This is a genomic window from Pseudomonas palmensis, assembly GCF_017848315.1.
GTDB classification, from domain to species: domain Bacteria; phylum Pseudomonadota; class Gammaproteobacteria; order Pseudomonadales; family Pseudomonadaceae; genus Aquipseudomonas; species Aquipseudomonas palmensis.
In genome coordinates this window covers 119016-144671 of sequence record NZ_JAFKEC010000002.1, presented here as the reverse complement: position 1 = coordinate 144671, position 25656 = coordinate 119016, and the positions used below count along the sequence as shown (strand labels likewise).

Genomic DNA, 25656 nt, shown 5'->3' with positions numbered 1-25656 from the left:
CCCAGAAAACTCAGTGATCAAGCAAGGCGGCAAACGGCATGCCCCCAGTACTCGCGCTCTTGGTAAGCTTTTTGCCCGCCCTGCCCTCCAAGAAATAGATAGCCTGGCTGAGAAGCCTCATTGCTCACATATGGATTTTGATCTGCGCATTCGCAACCAATCCCAACAAAATTCGTTGATCCCGAACCAGTTTGCGTCTTAACGTTTCTGGCTCATTTCGAAATGGCCTCAGATCAGCCGCCGCCTGGTGGATCGGTAGTCCTAAGCAGGCTCCTAGGCTCGCCAATCCCGCATGGAGCCTATTCGAGATGGGCGCAAAGGGTTAGGAAGCCCAGTGCGCGCATGGCGAACGCTGTCTTATGAGGGGTGACTAATTTATGATGTCTGGATGACAAATTTGGATGCCGCATCATGAGTACACGTTCAGACCTTTTGACCAGCGCTGAAATTCTGTTGCGCACGAAGGGCTACGCAGCCTTCAGCTATGCCGACTTGGCAGAGGAAATTGGCATCAAGAAGGCGAGTATTCATCATCATTTCCCGACCAAGGAAGGCATGGCAATTGCCATCGTCGAAAGCTATCTGTTTCGTTTCAAGAAGCAGCTGAATGCCATCAATGATGAAAATATTGGCGTTGTTGACCGGTTGAACGCCTTTGCTCTTATGTTCGCGCACAGTAGTGAAAATGGAATGCTTCCACTCTGCGGGGCGTTGGCCGCAGAGCTGCTGGCCTTACCTGAAAGCCTCAAGGCGATAACAAAGGATTTTTTCGAAATCCATCTCACTTGGCTTCAAGATAACATCAAGCATGGCCAGGTTCTGGGTGAGCTTAAGGCCGACCTAGACGTTATGAAGGTTTCAAGATTTATATTGAATGCCCTGGAGGGTGCCAGCTTTGTGTCTTGGGCCATGAACGATGATTACCAGAAGTCTTCTGGGTTTGATTTGATTCTGGCTGGGCTTTTGAATTCTGAAACTAAACATTGATAGTAACCGTCCGGCCAACACATCTTCCCGCCCCACCCGCTGCAAGCCATGGTGTCCACCTAATCGAGTGGACACCATCGCCCTCAATACTGGGGTTTTGAAGGTGCGTTCTTCGACCTCTTACGTGACTCGAACAGGGTCATCTTTCCCTAGCATACGCCTGTATCCGTCCAGCAATTCGCTGAGGGCGTTCGCGACGCCCTCGCCATAGCAACCCGAGGCGCGCCCCAGACGTCACTGACGATTATGCTTTCCATTCCACTCGCTCTAACGCTCAAAGACCGAAAAGGCATCGCCAGGGCAATAGGCCATCAATGCACAGGAACAACTCGAAGCTCAATCTAAAGCAGACGGGGGTTATCCATTGCTGGCCCACAATCAAGAAATCCCGCTACGGTACTCGCCTCAACGGGCAGCCGGAGCCAAGCTCCACCTCGCAAAAACTACCTCATGGCGGGGTGTCACAGGTAGGAGATGAAGCGTCGGGCTCCGCAACAGAAATAGAAACGCCCCGCCTGGGCGGGGCGTGGTTACCAGCACCGAACTCAGCGCTCTTTGTTCGCCTGCGAAAGCACGGAGCCGGCCAGGCTCAACACCGTCTGGCTGTGGCCCAACTCACCCAGAATTTTGCTGGCTAGCTCCTCCATCCGAGCACTGGTTTGCTTGGTAGATGAGGCCTGAGAAAGCGCCGAGCCAGCTAGCTCCTTGGCCAAAGCGGAGGATTTAGAGTCAAGCAGTACAGCCGAGGCCAGGCTGGCGATCGAACTGCTGGTTTGTTTCGCATTAAAGCTCATAGTCTTACCTTTTGATCAGAGATTAAGTGCCCCGACCGAGCGCTAGCGCATCGAACCACGCGTCACCTTTCATTTGACGCGGCAGTGCGCAATTCGATGTAATGCGTTCACTCAAGTCAGGTTGTCCAACCGTATGGCTTTGAGAGCGAGTGGATCACGGAACGTTTGGCGACCTAACGTGACCGCTCGCTGAACTCGCCTCCCGTCTAGGGACACGGCACTGCAAACACCATATCTAGGGTGTCTTTGTCGCAGCAACCACAAGATGAGCGATTTCCGCTTAGTTATCAAGCGTTGAAGACACATATGCCCTGTGGATAATGTGTGCATATCCTGTTGGGCGTACAGCCCAAGCTGCATACCGCTTGGCTTGCAGCGCGCCCCAAAAATTTCGAACTTTTTTTTGACGCTGGCCATTACGTGATTCGTCGTGAGGATCTGAAGCGCTCACGCATGCTGAATTGGCCTGCACCTGGTGGCGGAGACGCTCGGGAGATAGGGCGAAAATGATGCAGGCCAGCCTCGTCCCGCTTGGCCTTCAAGCTAAGGCTGCGCAGGCGGCGGCACTGTCGACGGGCCAACTCATTTTGATGAGCGTGCGCGGATATTGGATTTCAAGGCAAATGTAGGCGGGTTGGCCTTGTGATCTGGTCGGGAGCATCTGGGTATGCAGAGGGATGAACGCTGGCTGCAACGCGGTGGATTTCTGCGTGTGCAGGCGTATCCATTTATGCACGAGGTTGGCGTTGAGGCTGGGGCCCAATCCGATGTTGGCGATGGAGGCGCCGGGCTCTGAACACTCTTGAATGACCTGGGCTTTGAAGGATTTGCTGTAGGTACGGCGCTGAAGGCGCATGAAGAGTCCGCCTGATGGGTCAGAAATGGCGTCCACTTAAATTAGGTGGATACCATGGCCTCCGGCGTTTGCATCGGGAAGGTGTGTTCGCCGGCCCCTTACCATTAATTAGGCGTTTTGGGGCTCAGAAAAGCTTGTTCTTCATGCGCTGATTATTGAGAAACCAGGGCAACGCCCTGGTTACATTCTTCACGGACGCACGTCCCCCAACTAATGCAGGCGCACCAGCCACAGATTTGAGAGCGCAAACAACTTGATCAGTCTCGCCGTGCTCTGCAAACACGCCACAAGCGTTTCCTGGCTGAGATGAAACAGGTCGTGCCGTGGCATGCACTGGTTGCATTGCGAACCGCATAATCCAAAAGCTGACAGCGGTAGGAAGCCCTATCCACTGGAAACCATGCTGCGCATCCACCTCTGCAATACTGGTCTCACTAGCGATCCAGCCATGGAAGAAGCGCTGTAAGAGATCACCTCGATGCGCCAGTCTGCACAGCTGACACTCAGCGCCCCGCCCCCTGAGGGCACCACGATGGTGAGTTACCGGCATCTGCTGGAAGAGCATCTGCTTGCGAGGGGCATTCTGGAGATCATCGACGACTTCTTCTCGACAAAGGCCTCTCATTGCGCAAGTGGTCGATGGTCGATGCCATCATCGCCACCCTCCCTGTTCGACCAAAAACATGCATGAAAAACGTGCCCCTAAGGTGCATCAGCCGAAGACAACTGCTGCCAGCCTAAAACCCCTCTTGTCTGGTTTATGTTTTCATTAATTATATTAAAAACAACGTCTTGGAGTATTTCACTCTGAGCCGCTACCACCTCTTCGCAGTGGAGCTCCGCACTGTCCGCTGCCAGTTCTTAACGGAGCTGGCCTCTTCCCCTCTGTGTAAATCTAAAACCTCCGAGAGCCTGGCATTTCAGTCGCCTAACCTGCTGAAATAGCAGGTATTTCACCAAGCTTAAGATACGAGCCTCTTCGGATCGAAAGGTCGCCGCATGCGTGCGCACACTTCACGGGAAAAGAATTTCTTGCACGCCAACCTACCAGTTGGTAGAGTTGTTTCTCAGCGAACAACCTACCCCCGTAAATGCGTGCACCGAGGATCTATCAAATGACTACCAATCTGAACGGTATTGACGTAGCTGCCCTGCAACAATTTGCCCAAGCCGTTGCTGAGGATGCGAGCAAGCGCCACGCCAGTTTCAACGTTAAGACCGCGTGGAAAGGCCAGACCCGCTCTGTAGCCAAAGTCAGCCGTTATAGCCTGGCCGGTGAAACCTACTCGCGTGATTTCGAAATCGCCGCCGATGAACCCAATGAACTGCTGGGCGAAAACACTGCGCCTAACCCTCAGGAACTGCTGATGGCTGCTCTCAACGCCTGCATGTCGGTCGGCTATGCCGCCAATGCCGCGATGATGGGCATCAAGATCCACAGCCTGGAAATTGAGACCGACGGCACTCTCGACCTGCGTGGCTTCCTGGGTATCGATGAAAGCGTTAACCCAGGCTACGACGAGGTAAGCGTCGTAATCCGCCTGCACACCGACGCCTCCCGTGAGCGCGTGGAAGAGCTGCACAAGGTGGTGCTTAAGACTTCGGTCAACTACGCAAACTTCTCTAAAGCCATCCGCATGCTCCCTAAGCTCGAAGTCATCGAAGGCTAACTGTCATGGCCGCAGGTGTGTACGGCACCTGGCGGCCAGCGACCTTTCGGTTATCTGGTACTGGAGTCTGTAATGAACGATTTTTTTAAAGGCAAAAAACTGTTGGTCGTGGGCGGCACAAGCGGCATGGGCCTGGAAACAGCACGCCTGTTTTTGAAGGCTGGTGGCAGCGTGGTTCTCACCGGCAGTAAACAGGATAAAGCCGACGCTGTTCGCGCTGAGCTGAGTTCGTTGGGGAACGTATCGGTGATCGTTGCCAACCTCATGACCGAAGAAGGGATGAATTTCGTACGCAACGAAATCAATGCCAATCACAGTGACATTGGCTTCATGGTGAACTCCGCAGGCATATTCATTCCGAAGCCTTTCATCGAGCACGATGAGGCTGATTACGACATGTATCTGGATTTGAACCGCGCCACGTTCTTTATCACGCAGGCCGTGGTCAAGAATATGCTCGCCGCCAAGCGCGAAGGTTCCATTGTCAACGTCGGTTCGATTGGCGCCCAAGCTGCACTGGCAGGCTCTCCAGCGACTGCTTATTCGATGGCTAAGGCGGGTCTGCACGCAGTCACCCGAAACCTGGCAATTGAGCTGGCGCACTCCGGTATCCGAGTTAATGCCGTGTCTCCTGGCATCGTTCACACCTCGATCTATGAAGGTTTCATGGACAAGGACGCGATTCCGGATGCGATGAAGTCGCTCAACGATTTCCACCCGCTGGGGCGTGTCGGTGTTCCCGAGGACGTCGCCAACACCATCCTCTTCCTGCTCTCGGATAAAACTTCCTGGGTGACAGGTGCTATCTGGGACGTTGATGCAGGGGTGATGGCAGTACGGGCCTAATACCGTAGCAAGCGCTGCATATAGCGCCTCTCAGTGAGGCGCTTTCCCAGTGCACTGCCTCCGGTGGAAAAAGGTGCTGGCTGTAGGAGTTCCAAATGCCTATCACGACAAAAGCTGCGCTCATGAGTTACGCGGAAACCCAGATGCGTTCAAAGGGTTACTCAGCATTCAGTTACGCTGATCTCGCTGCGAAGATCGGTATCAGAAAAGCCAGCATTCACCATCATTTTCCTACGAAGGAGTGCTTGGGCGCAGAGCTGATCAACGATTACATCTCCCGGTTCAATGAAACGCTGGCCTCAATCGAAGCCATGTATCCCGAGCCACTGCAGCGTCTGCAGGCCTTTTCTCGACTTTTCGTGATCAGCGCGAATGATGGGCTGCTGCCTTTATGCGGCGCCTTGGCTGCGGAAATGGCTGCGTTGCCGTTGTCGCTCCAAGGGCTCACGCGGGACTTCTTCAACTCTCAGCTCGCCTGGCTCCAAAGCACCCTGAATGACGCAGTCCGCCAGCACAACTGGTCGCTGGGAACAACGGCTGAAAACTTCGCCTTCATGCTGTTGAGTATGTTGGAGGGAGCAAGCCTCATTGATTGGACACTCGGTCGATCAACCGACCCTTTGGCTGGTTTTAACCATTTGCTTGAAATGGCGGCAATTCGGTCTTCATTTCTTCGTGCAGGATAGATTATGAAAACTCCTTCGAAAAAATACGTTGTCGATATCTGGTCTGATTATGTGTGTCCTTGGTGCTGGATTGCCAAGCGCCGCTTTGAGAAAGCACTTGAATGCTTCCCAGAGAAGGACGACGTACAGGTCAACGTTCGGGCCTATCGGCTGGCTGCCAACCATGCTCCGGAGCCGATGATTCCTGCCTTGAAGCGTAAGCTTGGTAACGCAAACTCCGCTTTATCGATGATGAGTACCGTCAGTAAATATGGCGAGGTCGACGGGCTTGATTACCGCTTTGACACCATGATGTTTGGCGATACTGCGGATGCTCATGTGCTGGTAAAAGCTGTTGAAGACTCGGAGGTAAAGAAGCGTCTTGTGGAAGCGCTGTACGAGCAGAGTACCAGCCACGGTAAGTCCCTTTTTGATCGCGCCAGCTTGGCGGCGATTGCTAAAGGCGCAGGTGTGTCGGACGAGTCCATCCAGCTGGCTTGGTCATCTGCAGAGTTGCGCGCTGAGATGAAGGCGGATGAACAGTTTGCCGCCCAATTGGGTTCCGGCGTACCGCTCTTCGTCTTCAATAATGCGTTCTCGGTATCAGGCGCACAGACAGACGCATCCTTTCTTCAGGCGTTGAATCAGATGGCAGCTGAGGCGAAATCCCTGGATAGCTCATCAATGGGCCAAGTCTGCGGGATCGATGGCTGCAAAATTTGACTGGCAATGGATGGCGGCATTCTCAAGGTGCCGCCTTTCCTCAATACAGAACGAGAAATCCAGATGAGTCGTATCGTTGAGTTGAGCGCTCCCCAATTTGCTCGCTTCGTAGCCAAAGGGAGCAGTGTCGTAATGTTCTCAGCCTCCTGGTGCAAACCTTGTAAAGAGATGAAGCCGATCTTCTTGGAACTGGAGGGAAAACTCCATTCTCTAGCGGTCTTTGGAAAGATTGATATTGCGGTGTCTCCGACAATTGCGCCGATGTATGGCATCCGCTCTGTGCCGTCCTTGGCGGTGTTTCACGAAGGCCGCTTATTGAAAGTCTTCGCTGGGTCTAAGTCAGTTTCAGCCTTGAAGAAAGCAATTATCACTGAGCTGGAAGACGCTAGCTAACGGAGCGTTCTCCATAACTCGCAGTCTGGCCGGCTATTCACCTCTCGGTGCTGAAGACTCATTTTTTCCTGGGCCTGCGTCAATTGGATGAGCACGATCTTCGTTGAATATTTCCGTCAGTAAAGCGTTGGCTCGTTTGTAAGCGTCGTACTTGAATTCGGTGTCATCAGCGGGCTGAGCGGCCATTTCTTCCAGCATTTCCAAATTCAGGCGACGGAACCGATCCGCACGCTCACGAGCCTCGTAGCGCCCTACACCCAGTTGCTCCAAGGCTCTACGCCCAAGGGATAACGCGCTTTCAAAAGTTTCCCGCTCGACGGCCTCTATGCCCATCTGGCGCAGGGTAATGCTATGCCCCATATCACGAGCACGCACCACCAGTTTCAGGGATGGAAAATGCTCTTGAGCCAGCTCGGTCAGTGCCAGGTTATCGTCCTGGTTGTCGATGGCGTTGATCAGCACCACGGCTTTCGCGGCACCCGCAGCGTGAAGTAAATCGAGACGTGTGGCATCCCCATAAAACACCTTCACTCCGAATTTTCGCAGTGTCTCGATGTGGTCGGGATCATGATCCAAGACCACTACCTCAAAGCCACAGGACATCAGTAGACGCCCAGCGATTTGACCGAACCGACCGAAGCCAGCAATGATGACCCGAGGATTGCTCTGATCAATGATGTCCGATTCCTTGCTACCCTGTTTGCCCGACGAGTCCAAGTGATTGAGCAAGAGGATCAGCAGAGGCGTTATACACATGGACAGCGCCACCGCCAACGTCAGGCTTTTACCCCAAGGGTCGATCAGGATGCCGGCGACAGTCGCTGCGCCAAATACCACAAAGGCAAACTCACTGCCTTGGCCGAGGAACACCGCCTGCCACGAGCGCTGATCACTTGGGACACTCAAGAAACGCCCCAGAAGCTTTATCACGAGCAGCTTGATCAGGATAAAGCCCAACGTCAGAGTGATGACTTTCAAAGGGGCGTCGATCAGCGTTCCGAAGTCAATCGACATGCCTACGCCGATGAAGAACAGACCCAGCAATAATCCCTTGAAAGGCTCGATATCGCTCTCTAGGGCATGACGATATTCCGAGCTAGCCAATAGAACGCCCGCTAAGAAAGCACCCATGGCCATCGATAAGCCTGCCTCTTCCAATAAGAGGCCGAATCCGAATACCAGGAACAGCGCGACAGCACTAAAGATCTCTCTCAGGCCAGAGCGCGCTACAAAGCGAAGGACGGGTCTGGATACGTACTGACCCAAAAGAACAACTGCGACAACTGCACCTACGATTTTCGCGATAGACAGGGCCAGTTCCGCACCCGAGGGCGTGCCACCGTTTGCGGCCAGCAGTGGAATCATAGCCACCAGGGGAATCGCCGCGATGTCTTGGAAAAGCAACACGGCAAAGCTGCTTCGACCCACGGCGGTCGAGGTCATGTTCCGCTCATTCATGGCCTGCATCGCGATAGCTGTCGACGAGAGGCTCAGCGTTAGCCCTACCAGCAGCGCAGCTGTCCAGTTCAAGCCTAGTGCAGCGCAAAATATTGCGATGGCTGCACCACATGCCAGCATCTGCATCGCACCACCACCGAACACCATCCGGCGCATAGCCCAAAGACGCCTGGGGTCGAGTTCGAGACCAATGATGAACAGCATCAACACCACGCCAATTTCAGCGAAGTGCAGTATGGACTCGACGTCGGTCACAAGCTTCAAGCCCCACGGGCCGATTAAGCAGCCGGCTATCAGATACCCCAGAACCGGGCCTAAACCTAACCGAACGGCAATTGGGACTATCAAGGCAGCTGAGCCCAAGTAAATGAGCATTTCAATCAGGCTATGAGTGTCCATTCAATCTTCCTTCCACGAGGCCAGGCGCTCGCCGTAATGGCGGATCTGCTTGAGCAGTCCGTCTTGGTCTGCTCTATATGCACCATGAACTGCGACTGGGCTTAACCAACGCATTCCACAGTAATTCGCGGTTGCTTGAAGAGGCTGGGACAGCACCGCGAAACCCGGATGGTCACCGCCTTCAAAATGATCATGCTCTCCGCCCGTGGTCACGGCCCACAGGAGATTTTTATTTTTCAAAGCAGTAGCACCCGCCCCGTAGGCCCAGCCCTGCGTGAAGACCTTATCGATCCACAGCTTCAAAAGTGGGGGGTAGCTATACCAATACAAAGGATGCTGCAGAACCAGCAGGTCTGCTTGCTCCACGGCCTTCTGTTCAGCTTCAACGTTGATGTTGAAATCGGGGTATAGGTCGTACAGGGAACGGACTACAACATCGGATTTGTTAGCTGCGAACCTGAGCATCAACGTGTTTACGTTGGATTTCTCAGGGTAAGGATGGGCGTAAATGATCAGAATCATGACGTGATTCCCCACAAACCTGGCGTTCTTCAAGAACGGAAAAAGCCCCCTGATCGTTGAGCGTAAATACACTCAGCGATCAGGGAGCTAATGGTTTGGCGATGAAGCCTTATTGGCCTGCTTGCAACTTCAGCACGTCCTGTGCAGTGACTGGATTGCCAGCGATACCCCAGTCTCCGCTCTTAACCTCTTCGAAAATGACCCAGGTCAGGGCACGCATGTTTTCGCCTTCCACCGACACCATGGCGTCAGTCACTTTGCGAATGACCTCGGCTTTTTGCTCGTCAGAAAAAACCCCTTCAATACCTTTAATAGTTACGAGTGGCATGGTGTTCTCCTAAATGTTTGGGATGGAATTTCAGGCTTTTGCTGCTGCGTATTCAGGGTAGTCGGTGTAACCCTTATCAATCGAATCGCTTACGCCGTAGTAGGTAGCGCGATCACCCTCGGCCAGCGGCCAATCGTTTTGCATGCGCTCGACCAGATCCGGGTTGGCGATGTAAGCGGTGCCGAAAGCGATCAGGTCGAGTTCGCCTTTGGCCAGCTCAGACTCTGCGATCTCTTTGGTGAAGCCGCCAGCAGCCATCAAGGTGCCTTTGTAAGCGTCGCGGAACGCAGCACCGAAGCCTGGGGGCGTTTGCGCGGCCAAGATGGTCGGTTGGTAGTTCAGGTGAACAAATGCCAGCTCTCGTTCGTTGAGGGCAGCCGCCATGCTCATCCAGGTTTCTTCTTCGCCTTCGTACACCCCGAAGTCGTACAGGCGACCAAACGGCGAGAAGCGAACGCCAATCTTCGAACCACCAATTTCAGCAGCAATCGCGTCAATTGTTTCCAGCAGGAAGCGCTGACGGTTGGCAATAGAGCCACCGTACTGATCAGTGCGAGTGTTCAGGGCGCTGCTCAGGAATTGATCGAACAGGAAGCCGTTGGCTGCCATGATTTCGATACCGTCAAAACCTGCGTCCATCGCCATCCGCGCGGATTTAACGAAATCCGCAATGACCCGTTTCACTTCTTCAGTTTCCAGGGCGCGAGGTTCGCTTGGTTGAACAGGCCCAGATTTGCCCGGTTCGATCCAGGCATACACCGTGGTGTCTACGGCAGGCACTTTGCCCGAGGAGACCGGTACCAAACCATGCACCGAGACATGGGACATACGCCCTACGTGCCAGAGCTGCGCAAAAATCTTCCCGCCTTTGGCATGCACAGCGTCAGTGACATTGCGCCAGCCTGGCAGGTGCTCATCTTCGTAAATGCCGGGGGTGTACAGATACCCCCGAGCCTCGTCGGAGATAGGCAGGCCTTCGGTGATCAGCAAGCCGGCAGAAGCACGTTGCGCGTAGTACAGCGCGTTGGATTCATTTGGAATGTTGTTCAAGGTTCGGGTGCGAGTCATGGGGGCCATGACGACGCGGTTTTTGAGCGCAATACCGGACAGGTCGTACGGAGTGAACAGCTTATTCATGATTAATCTCGACGTCGTTGGAAGGTTGAAAGTCAGCGTCTGATTCAGGACTTATCAAACGCGTCGAGCACGTGGGTGCTGTAGACCAGCGCAGCACCGGCGTTCATGTTGATGGCTACACCCAGGGCTTCAGCTACTTCTTCACTGGTAACGCCGAGCTTCTTGGCCTCAGCTGCGTGGAAAGCGATGCATCCGTCGCAGCGAGTGGTCACAGCTACAGCCAAAGAAATCAGCTCGCGGGTTTTGGCGTCCAGATGGTTCGTCTTGCCGCCAGCGGCGCCTAGCGCAGCCATGCCTTTCATGGTTTCAGGGGACAGGCCATTGAGCTCAACGAGGCGAGTGTTGATGTCTTTGCGGGTTTGCTTCCAATCTTGCATGAGGCTCTCACGTGGGCGTTAACGCCCGGCAGGTTCACGGGTTGGTTTCGACTATGAGCATACGCTACCATCTAGTTGGTAGGCTTGCAACGCCTCATGCTAAATTCACGTCATTACGCAGGATCGAGGTGACAGTATCGATACGTGGCCAATGATATTTTGGTCGAAGGCGCCTGGCCATGACTGCGCACCTACCTATAGGTAGCCATCTTCAAAAAGAAGATTCGAATGAGCGTAGGCAGTGCAAAGGCTCAAGTGGAGCGATCCATATTCGCGAAATGTGGTTGAGGCTCGGTCAGAGTCAAGCCTGGCCTTATCAGGGTTGAAGGCACTGAATAGGCTCTGGGCTGAGCCCTGCGAGGGTGCGCCGGCAATAGGCTCTGTACCGCATGGAACAAGCCAGTGAGACTATGGCGGCATAGCCTCTGGCAAGCTTATCGAAGCCCGGAGGTTCTCTTCAGCCAGCCAAACATGCGCTTGGTGATGTTGCGCTGTCGATACTTGGGCTGATCGAACACTCTGGGTAATCTAGGCTTGGGCTTGCATTTCTTCGAGCGCAGGGAGATGGCGGGCTGCATTCGCTATTGGTCGCATTAGCGGCGTAGCGCTTCGACGTTGTAGCCCTTGTAGGTAAGCAACCATTTACGGCGCTTACGCGGGCGGCTAGGTTGGCTCGATGGAATGCTGACCTCGTCCAAAAGTGGCTGGACGTAGTTCATTCAAAACGGGGCCCGGTCAGCATCAGATTGATTCTGATCGACGCCGTTATTCATACACCAAGATCTCCCGCAAAAAAGGCATCTCTCAGAGCAGGCGTGCCCTCATGCTCAAAGACGAGCTTACGCAGTAAATACTGCGCGAGGTATGACCGAAGACGGGATCGGAGCTGAACATAAGGTTCTGCATGCCCCACATCGCTATCAGGCCAGCGAAGCTTCAAGGCGTGTCTCAAACTCATCAGTGTCTCGCCGCCGAGTGTGTCCTCGTAGAGCCGGGTCAAATCGTCGAAGCCAGCGGTGCGCTTGTAGCCGACCAGTGCCTCACTCAGAATCAAGCTAAGCGAATCCGCGTAGACCTGCCACGCCCTTTCCCACACCAGCTTTTCCACATCACTGTCCAAGCACAAACCTCGCTGCTACAGCACAACTACACCGTGCCCACTAGAACACGGCACGACATTTAACAGCCCTGGAATTGAGCCTGAGCATGCACATCGAATTTGACCTGAATCAGAACGACCTGGAAGCCCTCTTGCGCCACTGCCAGGCCTACAGACCAACAAGCAGTGATCCTCGTGAGAATCAACGCCTGCAGGATGCGCTGGAGGCGTTGGAGCAGGCCTTGGTGGAGGCAAATGCTACTCGGTAATCCGAGGACATCATTATGCAGATCAATATGCTGATAACCAGAGGCAAGGACACCCGTATGCACTAGGGAAAATAAGGCGGCGCAACTCCAGCGTCGCCGTAGGTTGTCTGACATGGGTGCATTTTGAGACGGAGCTACTCCACTCAAAAAATTGGGTTCAGCTTGTTATTTGAAGTCAAAAGCAAAAGCAGCGGCCTTACGGCCAAAAAGACGATCTCCCCTACCGGCCCTCGCCTCGCCTATCGGCAAGGCAATTGAGGCCTGAAAAGCGCTCAGATCAAAAGCGAAAAGATCGGCCATCACACCGTGTCTTATCCAAGCATCATCGGTGGCGCCGACACGGTAGAAAATCTTTTTGCTCTCAAATATAGAACTCCGTCTCGCTTTAAAAATTTCAAGAGGGGGGGTGGCGAAAACGTCGCAAATTGATAAGAGATGTCGCAATTGAACAAGGTTGTCCAACGCTGTCCTTGGAATGTGACATTTTGACGATTGTTACGATGGTAGTAGCTTTCCCCAATTTGGGGTTCATCAGCAACGCATCAAAGGCCTGACGGGCGCCATGGCACAGTCCCCGGCAGAGGCAGATCCAACTCAAAGATAGGCAGAAACCGTGCGATTTCATAGGGCCAGCACGCACTAAAAACAACTATTCGTGTCCCTGGTGTGAGCCGAGGAAGTGTCAGGTGCAGCAGGTTCGTGCCGATCTAACTCAGCGTCCATTCGCAAGGCTGATCAGGGTGGTTCAGCTGGAGAGCTGGGCCGGCTGCGTGGATGATCAACAGAGGGCGTTCTGGGCTGAGCTCTGGTTTGCTCTGATCATTCAATGGTTACTGCTCAACCGACGCGATTGTGGTCGGTGACCAGGCTGGCGAATTGCACGAGGTCGCTGATCTTCCCCTGGCCTGACCGATCCAAGTGATACCCGACGATTCCCACAGCTCTGGGGCCATCTCTGTCGCATTTTCTGGAGTCGCCGATCATCACCACTCGGTCTTTCTCTCGGGCTTTTTCAAGCGCGGCGTGGGGGGCCCACACGCCCAGCTTCCGGCATAGGCTCAGGTAAATACTGGGGTCAGGCTTCATGACCCCAAGCTCGTAACTGAAAGCGTGACATTGCACGCGCGGGAAGGCTTTCCTGATCACAAGGCCGTAGGGCTGGGCTAGGTTCGAACAGATGCCAATGAGCAGCCCCGCTTCCTGCAGTCGGTCAATCACCTCAAGGGCATCAGGGTATGGCTCGATAGATGCCAATTCCTTGCCCAACGCATCGTTCATCTCCGCACGCTTCGAAGAAGAAAGTTCGATCCCCAGATGATCAGCTACCTGGTCAAAACTGAGGTTCGCTGTCATCACGAAATGAGTGTTATCGGGTGTTAGCGCCAAACCCTGTCGGCGGCCTTCTTTAAACAAAGCGCCGTAAGGGTTGGTGCGTCGACCGATGCGAACAACAGTACCGAATGCATCGAAAACGACTGCTGAAATCATGTGCCCTTCTTCCTGTCCAGCCTGTTCAAAAGCCATTGTTCGGATCAAGTAGTAGCAAGACGGAACTGAGCCTGAGCCTGCTCCGCCACCCGTTTTCCTCAGGACTTAGCCCCGCCAGAATTCGACTGTAAACCATTTTTTTGACCTGTAAACTAAGTAGGTTTACACGTCAATAAACCGGTTTACACAATCCAGAACTAGGAATCGACAGCCCACTGGCTTTCATCCGAACCCGACTCCGCGCGAAAGCGATTGCCTCATCCAAGAGCACACTGGCCCCGGCCAAACCCTACTCTGGTCGATGATCCGGATCATTTCAGGGGCAGGGATGAGTGCTAGCTTTATCGGCTTCGAGCCAATTCACGACGACGTAATGATCTCGACCACAGAGGCTCTGGAGTAATACAAAGCCCTGCTGCTCATCGACAGTCTTAGCCGGCGGAGTAGCGACTGTCTCTCCGTCCTGAATGAGGCCCGAGCGATCCGAGAAAGCCATGGCCGAGTAGCGTGCCCCTACCCTCGCGACATCGATCAAGTAGGCATCGATGATCACACCCCACTTGATACGCTTCGCAGCTAACACTTTCAGAGGGATGGGGGGCTCGTCGTTCACTGAGCACCTGGCGTCGTTCAACACTTCAAATCTCCAAAATTTTGCACGGGTTAAAGCCGGTTTTTTCTGATGGATACCCACGCGGATTTGAGATCAGCCGGCACCGCCCGTAAGACCGATCGATCGCATGGTGGGTATGCCCAAAAATCCAGACATCAGCCTGATCAACGAGCGCGTGCCAACGATTGAAATAGGCAGCACTCAAGTGCCCTGAGTACTCTGACCCGGAAGCCTCAGGAATGGGACAGTGATGGGTTACGACGACGGTTTGGCCAACGAAGGAGGTGGCGAGCTGCTCGCGGAGAAATTCGCATGAAGCACGATTCATTTCGATGAGATCTGCAGGCCGGATACGTCGATACTCACTGCCCGTACGGATCATTCGAAAATCGTTCATTCCCCGCACACACGCACTGGAGGCAGCTATCACATCCCCAGTACCACTGAAATCTGTCCAACACGTCGCGACCAGGAACCGGACGTTGTTCGACGTCCAGACTTGGTTGTCCAGGACGTGAACATGCGAGGCCGCTGCTGTCTCCATTTTCTCGCGAGTGCGTGTGAGATGGCCTTTGTAAAACTCGTGGTTGCCGCTGCAATAAATCACATCACTGCTGAACGTCTCATTGGCCCACTTCACACCTCGGTTCAGCAGGTCGATATCTCCTGCCAAAATCACAAGATCTACACTGACGCTCGGCGGGGTGAAGCAGTCGAATTCGTTGTGCAAATCCGAGTAGATCAAAATCTTCATTCAGGAACCTTTGCCTGGGCCGGGGCCGCATGCCTGAACGACCACAGAGCCTGCTGAGAAGCTTCTGCATGGCCTTCCAATTGACGGTTTAGCGCTATATTGAAGTTCGGTGGAAGCTGACCATGTGCCATACCCGGCCAGGATAGAGCGAGCGATCCTGAATAACCCTCGCATCAGGGAGGCGGCCATTCGAAAACAAAAGACCTACAATTTACTCAATCAGCGACTGCTCAGAAGCTGGGGATCTCCATGCAGACAGTGCATGAACTATGGAAGCGGGAGGTCGATCAGAAGGCCGTGCACTGAGTGGGTGCGTTCGTAGCCTTCGACTGCTTACATACACTCACTACACCAGACGTCTAGCGCGACCACCCCTCTCCCGCACCAATTCCTAACCGGGAAAAGTCCTCCAGCAGCCGCTTTCGACTCAGGATGGCTGGGATCTTGAAAATCTGCTTGTAAGCTTGGTACAGGCCGAAGGGAATCAGCAGGAGGCCGAAACCGAAGGTCGCAGTCGCAATGACGATGCCCGCTGGGATCGACGCAACGCCAATCAGAACGCCGGCCAAAAAACCGGATCGTGACAACTGACGAACTTCGTCCAGGTCATATTCAACTGTGCCGCTTTTGGTTTCAAACGCGACCAGCACAATGGCGGACTTATGAATATTTTTAACATACCACGTCCTTGGCACATCAGATGCAAACGCACCTCTGCTCTCAACGTATTTAGGAATAATTAGGTTTTGATAGTAGAAAATTTTGCCTGACTCATCCAACAAGCGAACCTTTTTATAGAGACGTGCGCAGTCTTGAGATGAGTGAAATTCATAATTTTTTACAGTAACGGTTACTTTCCTCAACTCCGACATCCTAGCTTTCCTTAATGCCTGTTCCGTCGACAAGTTCTCGATCAGCCTTGGTATCTGAAGGCGACTGTACGAACGCCCCCCGCCACCAAGCTCATTCGCCACTGGTGGGCAGCACGTCAACTCGCCGGCGTACAGCCCACGCGGATCATCACGGAGAAAACCCACGCGATTCAATATATAGATTTGTATGGAATCAGGCAAACGCGGCATACCGTCTGCTTTTGGGGTGCCGCCATGTCGATTCAGGAAGGTTTCGCGGCAGCGCTGCGGCTGATTCGTAAAACCCAAGGGCTGAATCAGAAGGACTTAACAGGCGCAGTAACGGGATCGCATGTCAGTCAGCTCGAAAGCGGCAAAACCTACCCAACGGTCAAGGTAGCCGGTGACCTAGCCCGGGCTCTCGATCTCTCACCCTCAGCATTAATCGCCGTTGCCATGGCTTGTGATTCCGGGGCTACTCCAAGGGCCGTGCTTCTGCAGGCCATCAAAGATCTGGAATCGCTCGGATTGATTGACCAGGTGCCTCCTGCTTCAGCGGATGCCCTGGATGGAACCCATCCGACTAGTCTTCGAGCAGCCGCTGTTCGCGCCAAAGTCCAGGAGCTCAAGAGGCAGGGGCTAAAGCAGGTCGAGGTGGCCAAAGAACTGGAGCTACCTAGGACGACAGTCCAACGGCATTGGCACTAAGTTTGTTTAATCCGGGTCTTCAAAGCCAAGTCACTGAGCGTCCCCGCACCTGTAAAAGCTAGCTGAAATTCATCCTCGACGACTGGTGAAGGTGTTCGCACGCAGGGCGAGGACTTCGACGACGCAGCGCTGGAGTGCGCCGCTGCCATAGGCTCGCTTCGCCTTGCCAAACGTGTTTCGGAGAGGCTGCTGGTCGGAGCACCAGCACAGCGCGCAGGGAAAGCTTCCGAGTTTGCTACGGTTGCTTGTGATGGCCAAGCAAGCGGCTAGGCTGATCGGCGATCGCCACCTCTAAGCTGGAGAACGCAGACCTACTGGCCAACAGCCAACCGCCTAGAGCTGACCACCTTCTGCCGATGCTGCCACTTATAGCGGAGGCGAGTTGAAAAGCGCCAGAACTCCTATGCAGCTAGCGAACGCGGGAGCTGGAAGGTTGTGTGCATCGCGCTCAAGCGATGCTGAACGTAAGTGCGATTGGAGCTGTAGGGGCAAACTATTTGAGGCATATCAATAACTTGTCTGCCGGACAGCTACCGACAGCTAGTGACAAAGCTAGTTAATTTTTCCACATACCGCGAATTAAGCTTCGCACACATCTTGAAAGCGCCCATCAACAGCAATAAGATCATTGAGCACCACCAACATCTACATCAACACAAGGAAGATCTTATGGCGCTTAAACCAGGCCCAAAGCCTATTGCCAAATCAACCGGCGAAGTAGATAAACGTCGCCGTGACAATAAAGGCACGCAAGGTAACAATCCTGACTTGAAGCCGAGCAAACCTTCAAAGAAATAGCTTGTTACAGACAAAGCTACTGCAATGGTAGCTTTTGTCATTAAAGTCTGCGATAGATCGACGAGCAGCCGGACGGTTGAGTTACCGTTACTTTTGTAAATTACTTGCAGGCTACCTACTTATAATTTTACGTACTCTATTTTTTGCTCCTCAGAGAAGCTGAGTGGCCGTTTTTTGCATTCTTCTATCGGCCTCTGCAAAGCATGGAGCCGACTATCCAGACGCCCATCAGTGCGTAGTCCCCCCGCCACTGCCGAATGCCCTCATTTGATAGTCAGCTACAGACTGGAACAGGGCCTCGGCAATCAAGCGTAGTTTTTCCACTTCGATTGCGGGCGCGCCAGCGTCCTGAGCTTGATGGTAACGGCGCATCGCCTCAACTGCCTCAGAGTAGGCTGGATGGTCGGGCGGCAGGAGATCGGACAGTTTTGGCATAAATGCTCCGATTAGTGAATCAGGTCAGGCAGACTACAGGTTGCCAGCAACTGGAAATTCACTACCTCGTGATAAAGGGACTCCGCTCGCAATCGACGGCGCTCTACCTCTTCCAGAGATGCCTTTTGATCCTGAGCTTTTTGATGCGCCCGGATCGCTTCAAGGGCTCCGCGCAGCAGCGGCTCGCCAGCCTTGGCGATACCTTCTAAGGTTCGCACAGTGCGCTCCTCTCTACACTGATTGTTTGGCCTATTTGCGAGCGGAAGTGATCAACGATCAGATGCCTGTTGCTACAAGGAGGAGTGGCACCCAAACGTTGACTTCACTCATTAACCGCTGAGGCGACGCTGAAGACCTGAAAGCACAGGTCAACTGAGGTAGGAAACGGCTCCTCTCGGACATGCAGTTCAGACAGTGACTGCGGGTATCGGCAATCATAGCGATAACGGTGACAGCGTCCGCATGAAAATATGCAGACACCATGGCCGTTCACGCTAGAGCTCGAAGGGCAAATTGACAGGGCGCTTGCACCCCTCGTGCCCCTACGTTGAGACAAACGCTCATGAGAACAGCGGTTCGGTCGCGCAGAAGTTACGGAAGGAATGGCAAACGCCACTCAAGCCACTTCAAGACCCCGACGTCACTGCAAGCCCTGATTTCCAAAGATTCGGACAGGTTAGTCAAAAGCACTATCGTCACTGTTGCGAGCACGAAGAGCGCCCTGAGTCATTTAGATAACGAAACGGGCGACCATGCCATTGAGTTCCACGGCTAGCCTAGACAACTCGTGGCTAGCGGCACTGGTCTGGTTGGCTCCAGTGGCGGATTGAGTCGCCAGGTCGCGAATGTTCACAAGGTTCCGGTCTACCTCACGAGAAACCTGCGCCTGTTCTTCGGATGCACTGGCGATTACCAAGTTGCGCTCATTGATCTGAGAAATGGAGGCAGCGATTTGTTCCAACGCATCGCCCGCTGAGCGTGCGAGCTCCAGGGTGCTTTGCGTGCGGTTGGTATTAAGAGACATCGACTGAACAGCATCGCCAGTACCAGTTTGGATGCCCGCTACCATCTGCTCTATTTCTTGGGTAGATTGAGCAGTCCTGTGGGCCAAGGCGCGAACCTCATCCGCCACGACTGCAAACCCTCGGCCCGCCTCTCCTGCACGCGCGGCCTCAATGGCTGCATTCAATGCCAGCAAATTGGTCTGCTCGGCAATAGAACGAATAACATCCAGGACTTTACCAATCTCACGTCCTTGCTCAGCAAGACCTTCGACCTGAGCAGAGGTAGTTTGTACATCTTGAGTCATGGCCTGAATGGCCTTCACCGTTTCTACCACCTTATCGCGCCCCTGGCGCGCAGTGTCGGTAGACGCCTGGGATGCTTGAGAGGTAGAGACTGCATTGCGGGCTACTTCTTCGACCGCAGCCGTCATTTGGTTGACCGCTGTTGCAGCCTGCTCAAGTTCATTATTTTGTTGCATCAGCCCCCGCGAAGACTCCTCGGTAACGGCGCTTAACTCCTCCGCTGCAGAGGCAAGTTGCGTGGCCGATCCAGAAATCATTGCTATCGTTGTACGCAGATTCTGCTGCATGATGGACAATGCTCCTAGCAACCGCGCAGGCTCATCACTACCTCCAACCTCGATATGTCCAGTCAACTTACCTTCGGCAATGTCCTGCGCAGCACTCACAGCTTCGCTTAATGGGGTTACTATGCTTCGCGTCAGCAACCAAGCGAGTAGCACTGTCAGCAGAGTGGCAGCCACCGAAACGATGATAATAGCCAACTTTGCGTTGCTGTATTGTTCACCCGCCAAGTCCGAGGCATCACTCGCGTTAACTTTATTTATAGCTATTAACTTACTGAGCTGAACACCCATCAAGTCGGCCAAATCCTTCATCTGACCATTTACAAGTTGGCGGACAGCTTCAGTCTGTCCTTGCTGTGACAACTCTAGTGCCCGAGATTGCTCTGACAAATATGTCTTTAGGGTACTGTCGAATTGAGTGTAGAGCGCTCGCTCATCGGCACCCGACGGCAGGATTGCATAGCTGTCTTTTGACTTCTGGAGGAGCTCAATCAACTCTTTTACGCGACGTTCAGTTTCCTGGAGCGCAGCAGGCTCACGATTGACCAAGATGCGAAAAGTGGTAATACGTAACCGCAGTGTATTTTCAGTCATTTCTCCAAGAAAACCTACACTAGGCAGAAGGTTAGTTTCCATATTTACCGTTGCGTCACGGATCACAGACATGCGCCCCTGAGCAAATAATCCAAGTAAAATAACTAGCCCAGCAATAAACGCAAATCCCGAGAACGCCCGGGGTGCTATATTAAGTCGTCTCAACATCATGGAACGTCCTCCAGGTTTTAAATAACGGCCATAGCTATAGAGCTCGCAAAAATAACGATGACCTACGGCGAGAAGTAGATCTAGCTTAAAACTGTGCACTTTAGCTAAATTCCGGCACCCTCGAAATTAATAAAAAGTCGTTGGCAGTTCCGGGGCCACAGCCTAAATTTCTTCTTAGTAAGCCCAACGAGCAGCTATCGCATTAAATACAATTTGGAGACCTAGTTCACGAGGCGTTACGTGATTTTTGCTCAGCCACACAAATAAAACCACTGCTGCTTGCCGCGACTTTTCATTCATTACCCAGAGATCCGACAAATTGAATCCGCCATAGCTTTCAGGGTCATGCCACGCCATGAGAAATGCCGCGACAGGCTCGGCTGCACAATCACCCGCAATGGCTGCAGCAATTAGATCGCGGATAGATAAGGATACAAGCTCGTCCAACTCGTCATATTGGAAGTGTGCTAACGACTTCTCGTAACTCATGATTCTCAGGCTCACCGTCCCGGTATGATAGAAATCACCACATCAAGCGTACGCCTCCTCTCAACCTCATCGGGGGAACGCGGTTAAGCCGTACGAATGAGCAGAGGAATGGTACAGCTCATTAGGCGACGCCAGACTTTCCCAGGCCAACAAAACCCAATTAAAACAAATCGCCCAGACCTCCATGATTGATACTTAGATCTAGAAGAGCACGACAACCTAAAAAGACTACCAAGGAGAAGGCTAAAATACACGTGAAATTTTTGGCGGTATTTCAGCATACTTTTTTGTTTTATGTTGCTTCCTGAGACGCAAATTTTCACGTCCTCAGGCGCAAATCGAAGAAAGAAAACTGTAGCCATCTTGAAGGCCTGCCTGCACTCAAACGTATTGGCGCCATAGCCGTTTTTTGAACGCTAGAGGCTTGGCATACTTTCTCATATTTGGCATGCTCATTGGCTACCTAACCCATTGAGTTCTATCATGCCCACACTAGCGCCCTCTTGCGCCCAAGTGATTTTACGCTTGGCCGAATACGTGCCTGAGTCTCCAGTACCGCTTCAACATCTATACTCAAGCGTGGACTCAAAAGTCAGAACAGACGCTAGGGTAGATATCACTGAGGCGGCAAGTCTGGTACAAGCAATTGCACTCGTCTCAGGAGATATTGATATTGGACTAATGGCATATGACCTGTTCAGGCCTGGACAACTCAATGCCCAGCTCTACGCAATCATGTCGAGTGACAACCTGGGCGAAGCACTTAGGGTCGCAGTTAAGTATTCAATATTACTAGCCGATGGCACGCCGATTTCATACACTCAGAATGAAGATGGGTTGACGCTAAAATTCCTCAGAGTTGAATCGATGAATGTCACTCGACAGTACATTGATTGCTGCCTATCCACGATGGTGGGGCTAACCCACTGGCTGCTTCCTTGGGAGCCACCTATGCCGCTGTGCGCGACATTTAGCTACGAGGCTCCCGCCGACCAAAGCAAGCTGAAACGCATCTTCGGAAATAATTTAACATTCTCCAGCGAGTTGAATACTATTTCCTACTCCGCTCGTGACTTAATGAAACCCCTAGATACTGCTAACCCACAGCTCAAAATATATCATTTGAGCCAGATCAACGAATTACTCTCTAAGCGACAAAGCAAGATCACTTCTATCGTCAAAAATCTGATTTTCACAGACCTAAATTCAAGCCGATTGATGTCTTTGAATAAAGCGGCACGTGAGCTAAATTTTAGCTCTCGCACCCTTCAAGCTCGACTCAATGAGGAACGGACATGCTTCAAAGACTTACTTGATGAGTGCCGGCGTGAAATAGCGTGTGAACTTTTACGCACCTCTGATGCTACGCTTACTTCAATCGCAGATAGATTGAACTTTCGCGGAACTAGTAGCTTCCACAAAGCTTGCACTAGATGGTTTGGCTGCTCGCCCGGCATGTACAGATCCAATCAAAAAATTAATTAATTAGTACGCTAAAATGCAACAGCACCTTGAGGCTATTTAGTCCAGACCAAAACATCGGGAATTCTCACACTGCTTTTTTGGATAAGGCGGATCGAGCGTAGTGCCAGAGCAAGGGATAAAATTCCTTAAAGTCCACGCTCAGGGAGTCATAATTATCCATCATTTCTTCGTAAGCACCAATTAAGTGCGTGGGTTGAGACAATCGCTGGGAAATGACATGCAATCCCTCACCAATCTTGGAAATATTTCTGTACGCGCCAAGCCAATCCTCGGAAATGATTAGAGGGGCAATAGACTTCAAACGCTCAGGTAAAACTGGCTCATCCTTCAAAATTTTGTAGACTTTATGTGAGAAGGTATCGAGCGCAACATCTGAATATTGATCCCAGTCTCGCGCCAGACAGTGATCAAAAAACATATCGATCACGATCCCCGCATAACGACGCCTTTGGCTAGGGAAACGTCCAAGTGCGCGCCTCACCACGGAATGGGCATCAGTAAAAACATCGATTTTGCGATGTAACTTTATAGCTTCCTCTGTCTGGAAAGAAAACTGCCCTGTCAGCGGCCCTTTTACAAAGTCACCATACAAGCTGCCAAGCAGTTGGTCAGGATCCTGGCCGCCTAAGTGCAAATGCGCTAGATAATTCATTAACAGTACCTACTGTGCTCGCCTATAAAGTCGCGCCAAGCGATCTGAATTTCGATAGCCTGAACGATTAACCTCTCATCCATCAGGTCGGTATCGTACACCACCCTATCCTCACCTAGGTATCGATCACGTCGATTATCACAATAACCTGAACGGCTACCTTCTGGATGGTTTTTATGAAAGCCCAGCATTTTTAGCTCAGACCAACAAGAAAAACGACTAGGTAGACTCTGAAAAAGACTTCCTGATTTGGCAAAATCCCCGAATAGCAGTCGCTGAGCCTTTCGATCATGAAACAGATGTCCTTCGCCGACACCGAGCACGCCAGCAAGCGCAAGTAGACCCGCAAGAATTATTCCTGATCGAGAAGGATCAGGTGCCCTGGAAGGGTTTGATTACTCTGATCGAGCCGCATTATCCAAAGGGTGAAGGTGGTCGTCCGGCCGACCCATTGATGGCGATGCTGCGGATACATCTGATGCAGAGCTGGTTCGGCTAAAGCGATCCGGCGATGGAAGAGGCGTTGTATGAGACGACCATTCTTCGCCAGTTTTCTGGCCTGAGCCTTGGGAGAATCCCGGACGAAACCGCCATTCTCAATTTCCGGCTCCTGATAGAAAAGCACGACCTGGCACCTTGAATTCTCGGTGTGATCAGTGGCTATCTGGGCGATTGCGGCCTGTCGTTGCGTCAGGGCACGATCGTCGATGCCACTTTGATTCACGCCCCCAGTTCGACAAAAAAAGGACGGCAAGCGCGATCCCGAGATGCACCAGACGAAAAAGGGCAACCACTACTACTTAGGTGCCAAAGCCCATATCGGTGTCGATGATAAATCTGGTTTGGTGCATAGCTAGTGGTCACGGCGGCCAATGCTGCGGACGTCACGCAGGTCGACAAGCTGCTGCACGGCGAGGAAAACGTGGTGTGCGCCGATGCGGGTTACACTGGAGCCGATAGACGCGAAGAGCTCAAGGTGAGTTCGCTGCACGCTTACGCTCATAAGACCCCTCTCTATGGCGTGCATTCTCGCCTAAATGCCTATCCGGAATCATCAGACCCCTACAGGCTGCTATTGGCTGCGCGAGGGCACCGGATAGGCGATCTCTAAAGTTTTAAAACCGGGCCTGCCTGACCCTCGCTCAACCTTCAAGCCTATGCCTATGCGCTACGTGGCCGCTGCTGAGTCGAGCAGTTCCTGCGCGCCCAGAGTCACCGACATTCAATACGACGATCCGTATCGGTTGAGCACGCTTTTACTATTGCGAAACAGGCAGAAGCTCATACCGTCTGAATAGCGATCGATAGAAGGAGATCATCTGCTCCTCTGCATCCGGCAGGGAGAGTTCGTAACCACCAAATCTATACACCTCATACCCTGCCAGCCTCAGAGCCCTGTCTGCCGACATAATCGCTGAATAGCGGCGGGGGCTGGCTCGTCCATCATCAGTCGCGTAGTGATGATCACCATCGACCTCAATGACTACCCGGACTCCTCCAGGTACCATGTACGTAAGTCAGGTAACCCGGTGCGAGGCTGCGCTGGCACGCCCACCCGTTCAGGGCTCCGCCATGGAGACCTGAAAGCATTTCTGGCCGCTCAACATCGATTACCCCGCGTGGCGTCTCTCACCACACGGATCTGGTCGATTCTCCTTGGCTGAGTCGAATATCGAGGGGTTTGTCTCTCGGCTCCAGGGTTTCTGTGCTGCACAACACCTGGCCTGTGGCGAATAACCCGCGCTTCATCTCTCACTGCGCGGATCTGGTCGATTCGCCGTGCATGAGCTGAATATCGTGGGGTGTGTCTCTCTGCTCTGGGCTGCGGTGGGGCTTCTGTGGTGCGCAACGCCGGGGGTGTGGCAAATATCGCTGGATTTGTCTCTTAGCTCCTCAGCTGCGGCGCCGCGCAACAGCGGTATTCAGAGGGAAGCCAAAGCCAACGCTGGTCAGTCCGAGACGCTCCGATCCAGCTCTACTTGGCCCAGGGATGTGAACGCCTGCTGTAGTGGCTGCCTGCTGCCCTGGCACAACCCGTCTATTGAACGAGCGCTGGCCTATAGGCAAGCGGAGCGCGCAGGCGTGATGATGGAGCTCGTGAATGAGATCAATCACAGGCCATGGGTAGCGGCGCTGACCGGCTGGCAATGCAATAGGTACAAAAGCGAAACAGCTCCAGTCATCGTGTGCCTCGATGACTGGCCGCAACTGCTCGCGAAGTGCGTCGCGACTCAAGCTGGCCGCAACACTCCACCAGATTAGCTGAACATCATCGGCAGTCAGATCTTCGGGGGCTCATCGGCATCGTTGTCAAAAATCAGCGAGCGGGATTGGGTTGCCAGGTCGCCAATCAACCATAGGGGGGAAGCTGGAAGATTCCATTGGACTCGCTCTGAAGTGAGATGAGGGAGCATAGCCGTCCTGGGCTGCCGGATCGACCGGCAAATCCTGCAGGTGCGAGACATCCTGCCCCGCAGGGGCAATGAGGCTTTGTACAGGCGGCC

The 25656-nt window shown here is 53.1% G+C and carries 26 protein-coding genes and 4 pseudogenes; 11 read left to right on the top strand and 19 right to left on the bottom strand.

Annotation, left to right across the window (positions count from 1 at the left end):
* Positions 1-411: 411 nt before the first annotated feature.
* Positions 412-987, top strand: coding sequence for a TetR/AcrR family transcriptional regulator (locus JZZ72_RS02060; RefSeq protein WP_210013962.1), 576 nt, complete (start codon positions 412-414; stop codon positions 985-987).
* A 545-nt stretch (positions 988-1532) separates the two neighbouring features.
* Here JZZ72_RS02060 and JZZ72_RS02055 read toward each other — a convergent pair.
* On the bottom strand, positions 1533-1781 hold the full coding sequence (locus JZZ72_RS02055; RefSeq protein WP_100633707.1) for a hypothetical protein: 249 nt from the start codon (positions 1779-1781) through the stop codon (positions 1533-1535).
* A gap of 538 nt (positions 1782-2319) precedes the next feature.
* On the bottom strand, positions 2320-2637 hold the full coding sequence (locus JZZ72_RS02050) for a transposase (RefSeq protein WP_100633705.1): 318 nt from the start codon (positions 2635-2637) through the stop codon (positions 2320-2322).
* A gap of 273 nt (positions 2638-2910) precedes the next feature.
* Between JZZ72_RS02050 and JZZ72_RS27715 the strand changes: the two are divergent.
* The 6 genes and pseudogenes from JZZ72_RS27715 to JZZ72_RS02025 form a co-directional block, all read left to right on the top strand.
* Positions 2911-3359 (top strand): annotated as a pseudogene (locus JZZ72_RS27715) (transposase); the annotation flags it as partial.
* 393 nt (positions 3360-3752) lie between these two features.
* On the top strand, positions 3753-4307 hold the full coding sequence (locus tag JZZ72_RS02045) for an OsmC family protein (RefSeq protein ID WP_100633703.1): 555 nt from the start codon (positions 3753-3755) through the stop codon (positions 4305-4307).
* Positions 4308-4379: 72 nt separating this feature from the next.
* Positions 4380-5153, top strand: a complete 774-nt coding sequence (locus tag JZZ72_RS02040) for an SDR family NAD(P)-dependent oxidoreductase (protein ID WP_100633701.1) — start codon at positions 4380-4382, stop codon at positions 5151-5153.
* Positions 5154-5248: 95 nt separating this feature from the next.
* On the top strand, positions 5249-5839 hold the full coding sequence (locus JZZ72_RS02035; protein WP_100633699.1) for a TetR/AcrR family transcriptional regulator: 591 nt from the start codon (positions 5249-5251) through the stop codon (positions 5837-5839).
* A 3-nt stretch (positions 5840-5842) separates the two neighbouring features.
* Positions 5843-6541, top strand: a complete 699-nt coding sequence (locus tag JZZ72_RS02030) for a DsbA family oxidoreductase (protein ID WP_100633697.1) — start codon at positions 5843-5845, stop codon at positions 6539-6541.
* Positions 6542-6604: 63 nt separating this feature from the next.
* Positions 6605-6934 carry a thioredoxin family protein gene (locus JZZ72_RS02025; RefSeq protein WP_100634008.1) on the top strand — a complete coding sequence of 110 codons (330 nt, stop codon included), beginning with the start codon at positions 6605-6607 and terminating at the stop codon, positions 6932-6934.
* Between the two features lie 33 nt (positions 6935-6967).
* On the opposite strand, the gene kefC is transcribed toward JZZ72_RS02025, so the two are convergent.
* The 7 genes and pseudogenes from kefC to JZZ72_RS01995 all read right to left on the bottom strand — a co-directional run bounded on the left by kefC (position 6968) and on the right by JZZ72_RS01995 (position 12275).
* On the bottom strand, positions 6968-8791 hold the full coding sequence (gene kefC / locus JZZ72_RS02020; RefSeq protein ID WP_186517019.1) for a glutathione-regulated potassium-efflux system protein KefC: 1824 nt from the start codon (positions 8789-8791) through the stop codon (positions 6968-6970).
* Positions 8792-9313 carry a glutathione-regulated potassium-efflux system oxidoreductase KefF gene (gene kefF, locus JZZ72_RS02015; RefSeq protein WP_100633693.1) on the bottom strand — a complete coding sequence of 174 codons (522 nt, stop codon included), beginning with the start codon at positions 9311-9313 and terminating at the stop codon, positions 8792-8794.
* A gap of 109 nt (positions 9314-9422) precedes the next feature.
* Positions 9423-9641, bottom strand: coding sequence for a tautomerase family protein (locus tag JZZ72_RS02010; protein WP_014860756.1), 219 nt, complete (start codon positions 9639-9641; stop codon positions 9423-9425).
* A 30-nt stretch (positions 9642-9671) separates the two neighbouring features.
* A complete protein-coding gene (locus tag JZZ72_RS02005) occupies positions 9672-10778 on the bottom strand; it encodes an alkene reductase (RefSeq protein ID WP_186517017.1) in 1107 nt (368 codons plus the stop codon).
* A 44-nt stretch (positions 10779-10822) separates the two neighbouring features.
* Positions 10823-11155 (bottom strand): carboxymuconolactone decarboxylase family protein, encoded by a 333-nt coding sequence (locus tag JZZ72_RS02000; RefSeq protein WP_014860758.1) that lies wholly within the window; start codon positions 11153-11155, stop codon positions 10823-10825.
* Between the two features lie 316 nt (positions 11156-11471).
* Positions 11472-11862, bottom strand: a pseudogene (locus JZZ72_RS27710) (hypothetical protein); the annotation flags it as partial.
* Positions 11863-11924: 62 nt separating this feature from the next.
* Positions 11925-12275: a hypothetical protein gene (locus JZZ72_RS01995; RefSeq protein ID WP_146095018.1), complete on the bottom strand. Its 351-nt coding sequence runs from the start codon at positions 12273-12275 to the stop codon at positions 11925-11927.
* 86 nt (positions 12276-12361) lie between these two features.
* Here JZZ72_RS01995 and JZZ72_RS01990 point away from each other — a divergent pair, with 86 nt between their 5' ends.
* Positions 12362-12523, top strand: a complete 162-nt coding sequence (locus JZZ72_RS01990) for a hypothetical protein (protein ID WP_167400214.1) — start codon at positions 12362-12364, stop codon at positions 12521-12523.
* Between the two features lie 165 nt (positions 12524-12688).
* Here the strand turns inward: JZZ72_RS01990 and JZZ72_RS01985 are convergent, their stop codons facing one another.
* The 4 genes from JZZ72_RS01985 to JZZ72_RS01970 form a co-directional block, all read right to left on the bottom strand.
* Positions 12689-12985 carry a hypothetical protein gene (locus tag JZZ72_RS01985; protein WP_210013961.1) on the bottom strand — a complete coding sequence of 99 codons (297 nt, stop codon included), beginning with the start codon at positions 12983-12985 and terminating at the stop codon, positions 12689-12691.
* Positions 12986-13360: 375 nt separating this feature from the next.
* Positions 13361-14047 (bottom strand): HAD family hydrolase, encoded by a 687-nt coding sequence (locus JZZ72_RS01980; RefSeq protein ID WP_236066214.1) that lies wholly within the window; start codon positions 14045-14047, stop codon positions 13361-13363.
* 602 nt (positions 14048-14649) lie between these two features.
* Positions 14650-15378 (bottom strand): metallophosphoesterase, encoded by a 729-nt coding sequence (locus tag JZZ72_RS01975; RefSeq protein ID WP_210013960.1) that lies wholly within the window; start codon positions 15376-15378, stop codon positions 14650-14652.
* 359 nt (positions 15379-15737) lie between these two features.
* Positions 15738-16460, bottom strand: a complete 723-nt coding sequence (locus JZZ72_RS01970; RefSeq protein ID WP_328825105.1) for a hypothetical protein — start codon at positions 16458-16460, stop codon at positions 15738-15740.
* Between the two features lie 24 nt (positions 16461-16484).
* Between JZZ72_RS01970 and JZZ72_RS01965 the strand changes: the two genes are divergently transcribed.
* A complete protein-coding gene (locus JZZ72_RS01965; protein WP_210013959.1) occupies positions 16485-16937 on the top strand; it encodes a helix-turn-helix domain-containing protein in 453 nt (150 codons plus the stop codon).
* Between the two features lie 1026 nt (positions 16938-17963).
* Here the strand turns inward: JZZ72_RS01965 and JZZ72_RS01960 are convergent.
* From JZZ72_RS01960 to JZZ72_RS01945, 5 genes and pseudogenes are all read right to left on the bottom strand, one after another.
* Positions 17964-18170, bottom strand: coding sequence for a hypothetical protein (locus tag JZZ72_RS01960; protein WP_210013958.1), 207 nt, complete (start codon positions 18168-18170; stop codon positions 17964-17966).
* A gap of 11 nt (positions 18171-18181) precedes the next feature.
* The gene (locus JZZ72_RS01955) at positions 18182-18388 is read right to left on the bottom strand and encodes a hypothetical protein (protein ID WP_213085755.1); all 207 of its coding nucleotides are present in this window, start codon (positions 18386-18388) and stop codon (positions 18182-18184) included.
* 512 nt (positions 18389-18900) lie between these two features.
* A complete protein-coding gene (locus JZZ72_RS28445) occupies positions 18901-19653 on the bottom strand; it encodes a methyl-accepting chemotaxis protein (RefSeq protein WP_456291240.1) in 753 nt (250 codons plus the stop codon).
* Positions 19654-19758: 105 nt separating this feature from the next.
* Positions 19759-20523, bottom strand: a pseudogene (locus tag JZZ72_RS28440) (MCP four helix bundle domain-containing protein); the annotation flags it as partial.
* Between the two features lie 177 nt (positions 20524-20700).
* Positions 20701-21015, bottom strand: coding sequence for a DUF7673 family protein (locus tag JZZ72_RS01945; protein WP_210013956.1), 315 nt, complete (start codon positions 21013-21015; stop codon positions 20701-20703).
* Positions 21016-21498: 483 nt separating this feature from the next.
* On the opposite strand from JZZ72_RS01945, the gene JZZ72_RS01940 reads away from it, so the two are divergent.
* The gene (locus JZZ72_RS01940; protein ID WP_210013955.1) at positions 21499-22500 is read left to right on the top strand and encodes an AraC family transcriptional regulator; all 1002 of its coding nucleotides are present in this window, start codon (positions 21499-21501) and stop codon (positions 22498-22500) included.
* Positions 22501-22564: 64 nt separating this feature from the next.
* On the opposite strand, the gene JZZ72_RS01935 is transcribed toward JZZ72_RS01940, so the two are convergent.
* Positions 22565-23152, bottom strand: coding sequence for an acyl carrier protein phosphodiesterase (locus JZZ72_RS01935; RefSeq protein WP_210013954.1), 588 nt, complete (start codon positions 23150-23152; stop codon positions 22565-22567).
* Positions 23153-23442: 290 nt separating this feature from the next.
* Here JZZ72_RS01935 and JZZ72_RS01930 point away from each other — a divergent pair.
* Positions 23443-24122, top strand: a pseudogene (locus tag JZZ72_RS01930) (IS5 family transposase); the annotation flags it as partial.
* Positions 24123-25656 lie beyond the last annotated feature (1534 nt).